Genomic DNA, 12973 nt, shown 5'->3' with positions numbered 1-12973 from the left:
GCACGGGCGCGCGCGGCGCCATAGCGCTGGAGGATCTCGAAGCGTCCGGTCTCCTGGTAGGCCTGGTAGACGCGCAACATCTCGCGGAACAGCTCGCTCTTGTTGCCGCCCTGCTGCTCCGCCAGCCGTTCGAAGTCTCGGGCCAGGTCCGGAGGGACTGATACCGATAGCACCTTCGATGTTCGCTGTACCAAGGGGGGGCCTCCTCGCCTCGAAAGAGTATAACAGTGTATGAATCTTGCGGCTTGCGCGTGAACCGTGGATATCCGCGGCGCGAGCCGGTCACGCCGACCGCGCATAGTTGCGCGGGTGAGATGAGCCGGAGGGAGCGGCTTCCCCTGGTTGAGGGCATCCTCGTCGGTTGTTAGTCACGACGAAGAGGAGTTGATGTGGATCTGGGCGGCAAGGTGGCACTGGTATCGGGTGCTGGTGGAGGAATCGGCCGCGCGACCGCGGTGACCCTGGCGGACCTCGGCGCCGCCGTAGTCGCCGTGGACATCGACGCATCGTCCGCCGCGCGCACCGTGGAGGACATCGGTCGGGCGGGCGGACGTGCACTGCGGCACGTCTGCGACGTGACTCGTCCCAACGATGTGGCCACCGCGCTCGGTCATGCCCGCGAGGAGTTCGGAGGACTCGACGTAGTCTGCAACATCGCCGGTATCGGTGGAGACAACCGATGGCTCGCAGACGAAGGCAGCGACTGGCGTCAAGTCATCGAGGTCGACCTCGTTGCCGTGATCGACGCCACCCGCCAGGCCATCCGGGCGATGACCGGCCGGGGAGGCGCGATCATCAACATGTCGTCGCTCATCGCTCTGTACCCGATGGCTGCTGCTCCCATCTATGGAGCAGCCAAAGCCGGTGTCGTGACGTTCACGCGCTCGCTGACCTCCCTGGCCGTGGAGAAGAGCATCCGGGTCAACGCCATCTGCCCCGAGCTTGTCGACACCGACATGGCCAAGCCGCTCGGTAAGGAGGCGCTCGCAGAAGCCCGAAGGACCGGCAGCATCCTCACCCCCCAGAGCATCGCCGATCTCATCGTCGAGATCATCAGCGATGACTCGCGCGCGGGAGAGATTGTCCAGATCACTGCTGGTGAGGGCATCCAGTGGGTCGACCTGACGCCCACACCGACGTGAACAACAGCGAGAACCGTGGTTAGGACGCGGCTCATGCCTTGAGGACGGCGCCCGTAGTCGACTCCTGCGGCAACTATGGTCGTGGTGAGGGGGAGGGCACCCATCCGCACGAGGACCTACGCGATCGGTGCGGCAATGGCGGCCGGCGCAGCGCTGCTGTGGCGCCGCCTGGTGCCGGAGCAGGTACAGCGAGAGCAGGGGATCCTCGATGCTCGGGCCGTCCAGCGCCTGTACGATCAGCTCGCCCCGAGCTACGACGCCCTCGCGTCGGTGTACCGGGCCGTCGGCAGCCGACGACTCGCTGAGCGTGGCATGCGGTTGCTGGACCTGCGTCCGGGCGACACTGTCGTGGATGTGGGATGCGGGACCGGCGTGAACCTGCCGGCGTTGGCTCGTGTCGTCGGACCCACGGGCCGGGTGGTAGGCGTCGACCTTTCGCCACAGATGCTGGCCCGAGCCCGCGAACGGATCACCCGTGCCGGGCTCAGCAACGTGGAGTTGGTGCAGGACGATGTGCGAGGGTTCGCGTTCCCCGACGACCTCCACGGCGTGCTGTCCACCTTCGCACTCGAGATAATCCCGGAGCACGACGAGGTGATCGCCCGTGCGTGCCGGGCACTATCCGCAACCGGTGGTCGGATCGCAGTCATGGGTCTGCGCCGACCCCCGAGCTGGCCGAGCTGGGCGGTGGACCTCGGGATCGCGCTTGGCAGACCCTTCGGCGTGAGCGATGCCTACGTACAGGTCCGGCCCTGGAAGGCGCTTCGCCGCCATACGGATGGGTTCCGGTTCGAAACGAAGGTGTTCGGAGCGCTCTATCTCGCGGTGGGTCGAGCGGAGTAGAAGAGCACGTCTGGTACTTCGCCGCGCAACGCCGTGGTTGTCGCGCGACCAAGTGGGGATGGCCGGGCCAGACGATCCCGCTCATAACGTCATCCCACGGGGAGTCGAGGCTATATCGGCGCTCGAGGTCGTCGGGTCGACGGACACGTACGCGCTGGGGCTCGACGATCGCGACGCAACGGCTGAACTACTCGAGCTCATGCGCGTCGAGTAGACGCTCGATGAGCGTGAGGATCGAATCGGCGACGACATCGCCGACGCGACCCTGGAGTTCCTGCCGCCGGTCGCCTGGGACGTGGTCGCACGGCACGGGATCCCGGTGTCGCGGCTTCGTCCCTGACGCCAGGTGCCGGCTCCGAGGACGGCCCGACCGCTTCGCAGCTCCCGGAAGTCGCCACCAGGCGTTGCGTACTGGCGTGGTCTGGACGATCGTCCAGCGCCTGTCCGAAGCCGTGCACGCACCTGGTGCTGATCCGCGAGGCGTGAAGCGGGCTCGTGACGGCGGGTGGGCAGGTCAGTCCCGATGTGCCAGCTGCCTCCTCAGCATCGCCGCGAGACCCAGCGCCACCGCCCCGCCCAGTGCCGCTCCCCCGCCGGAGACCGGCAGTGGGGCCGCCAGCTGCTGGCCCGGCGGCGGCGGGGCGGCGGGTGCCGCGAACGAGTCCGGCCCGGTGGGCGCCGCCGGCGGCGCCCCGTCGGCCGTGAACCACACCGGACTGGTGTAGGCCAGCACCCCGCCGGACGCGTCCCAGTCCCCGATCGCGGCGTCCGACGGCGCACGGTCGGGGTCGACGATCCGCACGAACAGCCAGTCCCCCTCGGTCCCGTCGACCTCGACCATCATCGACGGCATCGGGGCCGGGGCGGGTCGGACGACGATCTCCTCCTCGTGCGCGAGGAGGGGCTCGTCACCGCCGGGGCGCACGACCTGCACGACGAGCTGCCGGCCGTGCAGGTCGGGTCCTGCATCGACGTCGAGCGTGACCTCGACCGGTCCGTTGGTGAGTTCGTGGCGCTGCCCCATCGGGATCCCGCTCACCGCCATGTCCAGCCGCAGACCGGGTTCGAAGGTGGCGAACATGCGCCGGGTGGCCAGCGCGTTGCGGACGCCCTGTCGGGTCAGCTCGGTGACCCAGAGGCCGCCGCGTGCGGCATCGGGGTGGCCGTAGGTCTCGCCGTGCTCGTCGCTGACCCCCAGGAACCCCACCCGCCAGCCGGCGTCGAGGATGCGTTGCAGCGGCCACCCGCGACCCTCGTCCACGCCCTTGAAGAAGAAGTCCTGGTCGTAGTTCATCGCCTCGCAGCTGACCATCCGGTCGACCGCCTGCTCGAAGTACTCGAAGTCCTTGAAGTTGCCCCATTGCGAGTTCGGGTGGTTGAACCCGGCGAGCCCGTCGTTGCCGCCCTCGAGCACCGGCCGGCCCGGGTCGGAGGTCAGCCAGTCGTAGAACAGGTCCATCTCGGCCGTGTCGGGCGCGTTGGCGAACGCCTCGGTCAGCTCGGGCGGGGCGCCGGGGATCAGCGCCGACAGCTGGGTGCCACCCCGCGGGGTGACCAGACTCGCGGTGTTCCAGGCGTCGGTCCACTTCTCGGAGAACCAGACGTTGATGTGGCCGAGCGTGCCGGTGGTCCACTCGAACCCGCGGAACGACACGAACGCCCCAGGGTCGTTCGCCGCGTCGGCGATGCCGGCCAGGCGCTGCCAGTCCTCGTCGGTCATGGCCTGGATGCGGCGGCACTCACCGGAGTGCTCGCAGAACGCGGCGAAGTTCTCCATGAGCTTGCCGGCGACCGCGTGCTCGGTGAGTGAGGCGACGTCGATCCCGCGCGCGCGCATCTGCGCGTAGGCGGCCTCGGGGTCGCCGACGGCGTCCTCGGAGATGATGCTGTGGTTGTGCAGGTCGGAGTGGACGACGAACTGGCCCGTAGCCGGGAACAGGCGGGAGGCCCGCGCGGCGCCGGTCGTGGTCTCGCTCGGCAGGTGGGACTGTGCCAGCGCCCCGAGCGGGCGAGCGATCAGCAGTCCGCCACCGGCCGCCGTGGATGCGCGCAGGAACGTCCGACGGTCCACCGCAAGCTCCCCCTCTCGGCAACCATGAGGAGGCTATCCGGGGACCGGGACGGTCCGCCGGGAGACGTATGGTCGTTGGCCGCTCTCTCGGTACGTGAGACCCTCGACCATCGCGGCCACCACACGCTGCTCGGCACCGATCCGGTGGCCGTCCCGCTCCCACCTCTTCACGTTGACGCGGTCGTTCCGACACGCCCCAGGACGCGCCACGCCCGGTCCCTGGCGCTGCACACCGACGACCCCGGCCAGCCGATAGGAAGTCAGGCGAGCACCACGTCACGTCCCGGCGCCGAGCCGTGACGTCGCTCCGTCAGGTCGAGTGCCGTGGCTGCTGGGTATGGTGCGATCGTGATCCTGACCTCGACGACCCTCGACGCTGCGACGTTCGAGCGCGCCACCGGCTGGGAGCTGAAGCCGGAGGGCGCGTGCAAGGGCGAGCTGTGCGTGCCGCTTCGCGACGCCGCGTCGGACGACGGCGACCTCGACGTCGAGGTCGTGGCCGAGCGCCTCGGGATGGGTCTGGTCCACGACGCCGACGCCGACCTGTGGGCGCTCGGCCCCGAGACGGTCGGCGGCCACGCGCTGACGTCCGCGGCCGCGCCCGACCTGACCCTGCCCGACCGGCACGGCGAGCCGGTCGCGCTGGCGGAGCTGCGCGGCCGGAAGGTGCTGCTGGTCGCGTGGGCGTCCTGGTGAGGGTGCCGCTTCGACCTGCCCGTGTGGCAGGAGGTGCATGAGGAGCTGGAGGGGCTCGAGGTCGTCACCGTCGCCATGGACGTCGGCGGCGTCGACGCGGCGGCGCCGTGGATCGACGCGGCGAACCCCTCCCACCCGTCGCTGATCGACCAGGAGCACCGCCTCGGGGCGCTGCTCGGCGTCGTCAACGTGCCCAGCGGCGTGTGGATCGACGAGGCCGGCGTGATCGTGCGGCCGCCCGGGCCCGCGTGGCCGGGCAAGGCGGTGTTCCGCGAGCAGATGGCGAGCCTGGAGCTGCCCGAGGACGTCGATCCCTACGTCCACCGCGCGCTGGAGGTCACCGCCCAGCTCCGGATCCGCCCCGAGCGCTACCTCGAGGCCGTCCGCGACTGGGTCGCCCGAGGTCCCGACAGCGCGTTCGCGCTGACGCCGGGCGAGGTGCTCGCCGCGAGCCGTCCGCGCCCCGTCGAGCACTCGCTCGCCGCCGCCCACTTCGAGCTCGGCCAGCACCTGTGGCGGGCCGGCGGCGAGGAGGCCGCGACGCGCCACTTCGCCGCGGCGCACCGCCTCCAGCCCGACAACTGGACCTACAAGCGGCAGGCGTGGAACTTCGTCAGCCCGGTGCTGCAGGACGCGCGCGAGGTCTACGGCACCGACTGGGCCAGCGAGGTCGCCGCCGCCGGCCCCGAGAACTACTACCCCGGCCAGCTCTGAACGGTTCGGCCGGAGCCTGCGTGGAGACCTGGCCTCATATGTGAGCACAGGTCTCCACGCAGTGGGGGCGTGGGGCGGGGCGGATCGTGATGGCACTTCGTCCACGCGTGGTCCGACCGGATCGCCGTCGCCCGAACGGTCGTGGGTCACCCACCGCCCGCGCGTACCTTGATGGAGGAGCGAGGAGGCGACCGTGAGCGACGTCGACACCGGCCACCTGGCGGAGGACGCTGACGTCCCCGAGGAAGCCCTCGAGCCGGGAAGGGACGGCTCCGCAACGGACGAGGACGATCGCAGGGATCACCTCGCCGAGGATGCCCACGTCAGCCCCAGCGACGTCGAGGACCGCCAGCCGTCGGACCCACGAGCGACGACGCCGCCCCCACCCGACTGACGAGTCCTGACCGGCGTCCTTCCACCGGCGCGAGCGGACGTGCAGACCAACTCGGCACGGAAGGCCGGCCGCCGTCGATCGGTGGGGCTGCCGTCCGCCCCCGCCTAGGGCGCTAGGCATGGTGATCGTCGCCGGTACGTCCCGCGGGCCCCTCGCTGCTCGAGCGACCCGTACTACACGATGCGGTCGGCTCGTGCTCGGGCATCGTCGGTGTCGTGTGCGACATCACCGGCGACAGGCGCTGGTATCTCGACCGTGGCGGTCGTCCCCGTGGGCTGGCGGGGCTGGAGGTCGATCGTGCCACCGAGGCGGTTCACGAGACGGCGGGCGGTGTACAGCCCTAGCCCGATGCCCTCGATCTCACGTGTGGTGGACTGATCGCTCTGGGTGAAAGCCTCGAAGGCACGGTCGCGGAACGTCGGATCGATGCCTGGGCCCCGGTCGCGGACCTCGATACGTACACGGCTGCCGCAGCGGGCCGCCACCACCTCGACGGGCGTCTGGGGTGGCGAGAACCGCAACGCGTTGTCGATCACGCAGCGGAGGGCGAGCTTGACGTACTCGGGGACGGTCAGGACCTCGTCGAGCAACGCATCACCGGACGTGAGGACCCGCTGGGCGTCGACCCGCCCAGGAAGGTGAGAGAGCGTGTCGGTCACGACGTCGTTCAAGGTGCAGGTCACCGGATGGATACGAGCCTCGTCGCCGGCCTCTGCTGCGGCCAGCATCATGTCCGCCATGGCGCGGAACCTGAGTGTCGATCGTTGCAGGCTGTCGACGAGAGGCCGACCGCGTTCCGACACCAGGTCCTCGCGGTGATGAAGGAGCTCGGCTACACCGGCGATGACGGTCAGGGGAGTGCGGATCTCGTGCGAGACCGTCTGGATGATCGCTGCGCGCTGGATGGCCAGATCGCGTTCGTGCTCGGCGAGCGCGGTCTCGCGCCGGCCGGCAGCACGTACCCAACCGGTCAACGCACCCACGAACATCCCCACGAGCACGAAGAACGCTCCACGCGTCAGCCAGTTCGTCATCGGCTGTGGCAGGTCCGCTCCGACGTCGAGCGGCATCAGCGGACCACTGAGGAGCGTGGCTGCGATCGCGGTCAACAGGGCGCTACCGACGCCCCAGCGGACGGCCGACAGGAGGATCGGCAGGTAGAACAGGTGGAGGAAGGCGGTCTTCGTACCTCCGGACGCCAGCGTCACCAGCCACGCGATGAGCAACAGGGCCACGGTGACGATCACGACCACGCTGGGATGAAGGCGATCGAGCCCCGACACGATCCAGGCGTTGGACATGCTCTTCCCCGTTCCGCTCAACACCCCCAGGGCGGTATCGGCAGCTCCCCGCGGCCGCCTTAGCGCGGCAACGGCGCCGAGCAGCGCGGCGGGCGGGCCGCCCGCGAGCCCGGTCCTGCGCCTGCGACGGCGCGATCCCGGAACCCGTGCGAGCGCACCTCGATCGATCCGGTCGGGGATGCCTCGGGGGTCGCGGACCTGCGTGGAGACTTGGCCTCATCCGGGGTCGGGCGCCGCGGCTGTCCGGCACGATCTGTTGCACCCTGGTGCAGCCGTTGCACTTCAGTGTAGACTCGACACTGGAGTGAAGGAGTCGGGTTGGACCTGTCCCTGCCCATCCGGAGCGTCGTCCCCAGTCTCGACGGACCGGTCCTCGCCGCGCTGGCATCGACGACCGCCCCCGCGTCGCTCACGCAGGTACACGACCGCGCCGCACGTGGATCGCTCAGCGGCGTCCGCAAGGTCCTGCAGCGTCTGGTCGTGCACGGGATCGTGCACGACGGACCTGCTGGGTACACCCTCAACCACGAGCACCTGGCTGCTTCTGCGATCCTGTTGCTCGCGCAGCTGCACGGGGAGGTGGCGACCCGGATCCGCCAGTGGCTCGCCGACCGCCCCGAGGACGTGGTCGCCAGCGGGCTGTTCGGCTCCGCCGCCCGGAGAGACGGCGATGTGGACAGCGACATCGACGTGGTGGTGCTCACCGCTTCGCCAGCCGGGCCGGACCTCGCCGATGGACTCGCCGATGCCCTCGAGCGGTGGACCGGCAACCGTGGCCAGGTCGTGGTGCTCACCCCCGACGAAGCACGGATGTTGCGTGACCAAGGCCGGGCGATCGTGGACGCCTGGCGGCGGGACCTGCAGATGCTGGTGGGAGACCGGTCGGAGGTGCTGGGGTGACGGCACGACAACGAGGGCGGACCGCACGCTGCACCCGAGCGCAGGCCCTTGAACGCCTCGCGCAGGCCAGGACGTACCTCGAAGCCGCAGCTCTCGTCGCTGACGACGGTGAGTTCGCGGGCGTGGCAGCCGCGCTGGCCGTCCTCTCGGGCATCGCCGCGGCGGACGCCGCCTGCTGTGCACGTCTGGGCCACCACCATCGAGGGCAGGACCATCGCGGCGCCGTGGATGTGCTCGGCACGGTCGACCCCGGCGGTGCGGCGATGGCACGCGATCTGCAGCGCCTGCTCGACCGCAAGGACGCTGCTCACTACGGCCTGACCGGCGTCGGCGCTGCCGACGAACGCCGCATGGTCTCGTGGGCGCGACGCCTGTACGAGCGGGCGCGGTCGGCCGTCGAGGCCTGACGGGGCGACGAACAAGCTCGCGTCGATACGGCCGCCGCGCTCCTCGATGCCCGGCTACCCCGCAGTCGCGAACGCTCCGCTCGGCGCGGTGTAGATCTGGTGGGTGATGCCGCCGAGGATGTGGTGGGCCTGGAAGTACCGGTCGGTCTGGGTGCGGTCGGGCAGCGCCTCCTCCCCCCGCAGCACCTGGAACGCCAGCGCGACGGCCGGGTCGTCGACCGCCCCGTAGCCGATGTTGAGGTACTCGGGGAAGCCCTCGGGCACGTCGCTCCAATGCACCGGGGTCTCGTTGTAGGGCGCTGCGCGGACCCCGCACGGCGGGCCGTCCTCGAACTGCGCCTCGGGTCGGGGCGTCGCGGTCGTGTACAGGATGCGCTGCCACTCGTCGCGGGTGAGGACCCCGTCGGCCAGTGGGCCGTCCTCGATCGCGCCGGGCTCGCCCTGGGCCACCACGGCGCCGTCGGCCTGGCCGTCGGTCTGACCCGTCGTGGTATCGCCGAGCAGCAGGCGCGCCTCGGCGAGGATGCGGGCGCCGCCGCCGGCCACGAACGGCGTGGCGCCGGAGGTGCCACCACCGACCCGGGCACCGGTCTCGTCCATCGTGCGGGCCTGCGCCGCCCACGAGTCGCACGAGTCGCTGACGAGGTGGGGAGGGAAGCCGGGCCAGGTCTGCACGTGCCCCGAGTCGTGCCCGCCGACCATGATCGCCGACGGGGTCGCGTGCGGGGTCAGGAACGTGGGGTGACCGAGCACGCCGCCACGGAACGCGGCGCCGTTGCCCGAGGCCCAGAACGCCGGCTGCGCCGCCGAGACGCGTTCCACCTCCGACACGAACCGCGGGTTGGCGCCCAGCAGCCCCCCGGCGCCGGTGGGGTCGTAGACCGGGACGAACGGGCCCCACGAGTTGGACTGCACGTCGATCCATCCCCGCTGGTCGGCGGTCCAACTGATCGCCTCGATGGCCGGGTTCTCCGATCCGGTCGGGAGGACGATCGGGATGCTGGTGGGGAACTCGACCGCGACGATGCGGCAGCTCGGGCAGGCACCGAAGGTGTTCGCGGCCGCGCGGGAGGCCACCATCGTGCCGTGTCCGCTCGAGTCGAGGATGTGGGTCTGGCCCTCCAGCCCGTCCGCGCCGCAGCTGGGGTTGGCGTTCCGGAACGACGCCGCCCCGACGATCTTCGTGCCCGGGATCCAGTACAGCTGCCCGCGCTCGACCGACCGCCAGGTCTCGCAGTCGCGCTGCATCGCGGTCTCGTAGTCGGGGGCGTCCAGCGTCAGGTGCAGCGCCGGCACGTCCTCGGGGTAGCCGTCGATGTAGGTCGAGGGGTGCTGCTGTGCCAGCTCGGAGTCGTCACGGAACTCCACGTGGTAGGGGTTGATTCCCGTGTCGATCAGCGCCACCACGGCCTGGCCGGTCGGTGGCACGAGGCCCTCCCCGTGGTCGGCGGTCGCCGGCAGGGTGATCGCCATGACGGCGATGGTGGCGGCCGCGACGGTGGCGACCCGGGACAGGCGTGTTGGGCTCATGCAGTGGGGTTCGGCGCCTGCGGGGCCTTCTCCTGCGCGCCGCGCCCCGTGTCGAGCCCATCCACGACGCGGATCCCCGCCGACCCCCCACTGCGTGGAGACCTGGCCTCACATGTGAGCACAGGTCTCCACGGAGTGGGGGTCGGGGCGCGCCCGGACCGGGCCCGGACTCGGCCGCCCCGAGCGCTGGCCGACCAACCGCGACCTAGTTACTCCGGGTGGTGTACGGTCACGATACGTGAGGGATCGATCGGGGGTGCCATGGAGGGTGGGGTGGACCGGTCACCCGGTCGACGGTCCTCCCACCGCGCCTGGGCGGCCCCGCGCCTCGCGTGCTCACCCGGGCCTGGCCGCCTCCCGCCATCGACCGATCCTCCCGGTGCGCTGCGGATCGGGGCGCTCGTCACCGTCGCGGCCGTCGTCGTCGGGGCGGCCCTGGTCGCCCGGGCGCCGCTGGAGCCCTTCGACCGCACCGTCCTGTGGATCCTCGGGGCGCTCGCGCTGGTCCGGTCCGCGGTCCTGTGGCTCGCTCAGCGGCGGGGGCGTGAGCGGCTGCGTCGGGGCGCGTTCTGGCTGACCGCGTGGGCGCTGTTCGACATCGGACTGATCGGGGGCGCGATCGCCACCACCGGAGGGGGCTCGAGCGACCTCGCGTTCCTGCTGGTGCTCCCCATCCTGTTCTTCACCACCCAGCTCGGACCCTGGGAGCAGGGCCTGCTGTTCTGGTCGTCCATCGTCGTGTTCGCCGCGGCCTCGGCCTTGTCCTCCACGCCGGTGTCGTGGCCGGATGTGGCGCTGCGAGCCTTGGTCCTGACGATCACGGCGGTCGTGTCGAGCTACCTCGCGGGACGGCTGCGGGTCCAGGCCGAGCTGTCCCGTCAGGCCGAGCGTCTGGCCGAGCGACGCGCTCAGCTGCTGGCGATGGTCGCCCTGGCGGGGCGCAGCATCTCCCGGCTCCGGGCCGACGACGTGATCGAGCGGCTCGTGACCGCTGCCGTGGGCCTGGGCTTGCCGGCCGCCGCGCTCTACCGCGTGGACGCGACCTCCGGCACCTACCGCTGCGATCACGAGCGCGGGCTGCCGCAGGCGCGTGGGCGCGAGCTGCCGCTCGGCGGCGTCGTCGCGGACGTGGTCGCCGCGGGCGAGACCCGCGTCGTCGTCGACGTCGCGGACCGCCCCGAGCCGCTCCCCGGACTCCGTGACCGTGGCCTGAGGACGGTGGCGGCGGTGCCCATCACCGGCGACGGGTCAGAGGTGATCGCCGTGCTCGTCGCCGCCGACGGCGGGGCGGTCGCGGCCGAGGGTGACGGCGGGGCGATCGCTGCGGACGGCGGCGGCGGGGCGATCGCTGCGGACGGCGGCGGCGGGGCGATCGCTGCGGACGGCGGCGGCGGAGCGATCGCGGCCGAGCAGCTCGAGGCGCTGGAGCTGCTCGCCTCTCTGGCTGCGGTCGCCCTCGGTAACGCGCGTCGCTTCGCTGCCGAGTCCGCGGTGCGGCGACGGGTGGAGGAGCTGTCGCGTCTGCAGGAGGACTTCATCGCGACCGCCTCGCACGAGCTGCGGACCCCGTTGACGATCGTCTGCGGCGCGGCCGAGCTGCTCGAGGACCGGTGGGACGTCCTCGGCAGCGACCAGCGCCGCGACTTCGTGCGGCGCATCCGCCGCCACGGCGCTGACCTCGAACGACTGGCCGAGCGCATGCGCCGCTATCACGACCTCGGAGCGGGCGAGCACGATCCGGATCCGGTCCGCATCACCCTGGTCGACACGGTCGCGAGGGTCGTGGAGCGGGCTGGGCCCATCACGCGCGACCACGTGATCGGCTGGGACGTCGCCCCGCAGCTCGCCGTGATCGCCGACCTCGAGCTGGTCGAGGCGGCGCTCGACGCGCTCATCGACAACGCCGCGCGGTACACCCCGCCGGGCACGCACATCTCGGTGACCGCCGCCGTCGCTGACGATCGCGTTCGCGTCACCGTGTCGGACGACGGTCCGGGGCTGCCCGCGGACGTGCTGGCCGAGGCGCAGCGCGCCTTCGGGCGGGGTGGCGACGTGCTCACCCGCGGCACCCGGGGCGTCGGTCTGGGCCTGGTCACGGTCCGCCGCATCGCGGGCCTGCACGGCGGCGAGCTCCACCTCGACAGCTCGCCGGGCACGGGCACGACCGTGAGCTTCGACCTCCCCGCCGCCCCGACCGCGGCGCGCGACCTCCGTCGCCGCCTGGCCGCCAGCCCGGTCATCGACTCAGATGGCCAGCTGGTGATCCTGTATCAGGACTTCAAGCGGGACCGACGCGATTTCCAGAATCTCGAAGGGCCCCCATGGCCAGAGCCCTTCTCGCTGGTGGTGACCCGTCCCGTCGGTGCAGGGCGCAACACCGCACGCGCTGGTGTTCATCGACCTGTTCACCCTGCTCGGCCGGCCCGACCTGGCCACCCGCACCACCCGGCTGGGATCGGGCACCGACATCGACCTGCCCGACATCATCCACCTGCTCGAAGACGCCAAGTACACCGCCGTGCTGTCCATGGGTCCCTACCGCACCCTCGGGTTCGGTCGCACCCGCCGGGTCATCCCCGGCTGGCTGCGCCCGCTGCTGGCCATGCTCCACGGCCACTGCCGCGGCCCGGGCTGCGACCGGCCCACCGCCTGGACCCACGCCGCCCACCAGAAGGACAGCTGGGCCGACGGCGGCGACACCCGACTCGACGCCACCGTCCCAGCCTGCCCCGGCACCGACGGCCACCACACCCTCATGGACGTCGCCGGCTGGAACGTCGACATGGACCGCGACACCCTCATCTGCACATGGACCTCCCCCGACGGCCACACCATCATCTACACCCACCCACCAGACCCGTAACCACCCCGCCCGACCGTGCCGTGCGCACGGACCAGGACCCGAACCACCAACGACCCCGACGGACGTCCACCCCGAGCGACCGCGCCCCGGTCAGAGTCGGCGCGCGCCCCTG

Annotated in this window: 11 protein-coding genes; 7 read left to right on the top strand and 4 right to left on the bottom strand. The window is 71.4% G+C overall.

The features are described from left to right. Positions 1-299 (bottom strand): ribbon-helix-helix domain-containing protein (locus KY469_21020; protein ID MBW3665586.1); only part of this gene is annotated, 299 nt, incomplete at its 3' end. A gap of 90 nt (positions 300-389) precedes the next feature. On the opposite strand from KY469_21020, the gene KY469_21015 reads away from it, so the two are divergent. Continuing rightward, the gene (locus KY469_21015; GenBank protein ID MBW3665585.1) at positions 390-1142 is read left to right on the top strand and encodes an SDR family NAD(P)-dependent oxidoreductase; all 753 of its coding nucleotides are present in this window, start codon (positions 390-392) and stop codon (positions 1140-1142) included. Positions 1143-1277: 135 nt separating this feature from the next. Then, positions 1278-1985: a methyltransferase domain-containing protein gene (locus tag KY469_21010; GenBank protein MBW3665584.1), complete on the top strand. Its 708-nt coding sequence runs from the start codon at positions 1278-1280 to the stop codon at positions 1983-1985. 514 nt (positions 1986-2499) lie between these two features. Here the strand turns inward: KY469_21010 and KY469_21005 are convergent. Then, positions 2500-4056 carry a DUF3604 domain-containing protein gene (locus KY469_21005; GenBank protein MBW3665583.1) on the bottom strand — a complete coding sequence of 519 codons (1557 nt, stop codon included), beginning with the start codon at positions 4054-4056 and terminating at the stop codon, positions 2500-2502. A gap of 348 nt (positions 4057-4404) precedes the next feature. Here KY469_21005 and KY469_21000 point away from each other — a divergent pair, with 348 nt between their 5' ends. After that, positions 4405-5466, top strand: a complete 1062-nt coding sequence (locus tag KY469_21000; GenBank protein ID MBW3665582.1) for a TlpA family protein disulfide reductase — start codon at positions 4405-4407, stop codon at positions 5464-5466. Between the two features lie 193 nt (positions 5467-5659). Beyond that, complete coding sequence (locus tag KY469_20995; GenBank protein MBW3665581.1) at positions 5660-5860, top strand: hypothetical protein; 201 nt, start codon at positions 5660-5662, stop codon at positions 5858-5860. A 173-nt stretch (positions 5861-6033) separates the two neighbouring features. Here the strand turns inward: KY469_20995 and KY469_20990 are convergent, their stop codons facing one another. Next, positions 6034-7161, bottom strand: coding sequence for a HAMP domain-containing histidine kinase (locus KY469_20990; GenBank protein MBW3665580.1), 1128 nt, complete (start codon positions 7159-7161; stop codon positions 6034-6036). A gap of 318 nt (positions 7162-7479) precedes the next feature. Between KY469_20990 and KY469_20985 the strand changes: the two genes are divergently transcribed. After that, on the top strand, positions 7480-8061 hold the full coding sequence (locus KY469_20985) for a nucleotidyltransferase domain-containing protein (GenBank protein ID MBW3665579.1): 582 nt from the start codon (positions 7480-7482) through the stop codon (positions 8059-8061). Beyond that, complete coding sequence (locus KY469_20980) at positions 8058-8468, top strand: DNA-binding protein (protein MBW3665578.1); 411 nt, start codon at positions 8058-8060, stop codon at positions 8466-8468. Before KY469_20985 ends, KY469_20980 begins: the two co-directional genes overlap by 4 nt. A gap of 54 nt (positions 8469-8522) precedes the next feature. Here the strand turns inward: KY469_20980 and KY469_20975 are convergent, their stop codons facing one another. Then, a complete protein-coding gene (locus KY469_20975; protein ID MBW3665577.1) occupies positions 8523-9998 on the bottom strand; it encodes a S8 family peptidase in 1476 nt (491 codons plus the stop codon). A 273-nt stretch (positions 9999-10271) separates the two neighbouring features. Between KY469_20975 and KY469_20970 the strand changes: the two genes are divergently transcribed. Next, on the top strand, positions 10272-12973 hold a 2702-nt coding region (locus tag KY469_20970), incomplete at its 3' end, for a hypothetical protein (GenBank protein ID MBW3665576.1).

The sequence above is a fragment of the Actinomycetota bacterium genome, assembly GCA_019347575.1.
GTDB lineage: Bacteria > Actinomycetota > Nitriliruptoria > Nitriliruptorales > Nitriliruptoraceae > JAHWKY01.
Note: the sequence above shows the minus strand (reverse complement) of the source record. Positions and strands in the feature narration are given on the sequence as shown.

What these genes read in the sequence shown, in the direction of transcription:
- KY469_20975 (MBW3665577.1), bottom strand. Translation starts at nt 9,998, where the DNA reads ATGAGCCCAACACGCCTGTCCCGGGTCGCCACCGTCGCGGCCGCCACC.
- KY469_20990 (MBW3665580.1), bottom strand. Translation starts at nt 7,161, where the DNA reads ATGTCCAACGCCTGGATCGTGTCGGGGCTCGATCGCCTTCATCCCAGC.
- KY469_21010 (MBW3665584.1), top strand. Translation starts at nt 1,278, where the DNA reads ATGGCGGCCGGCGCAGCGCTGCTGTGGCGCCGCCTGGTGCCGGAGCAG.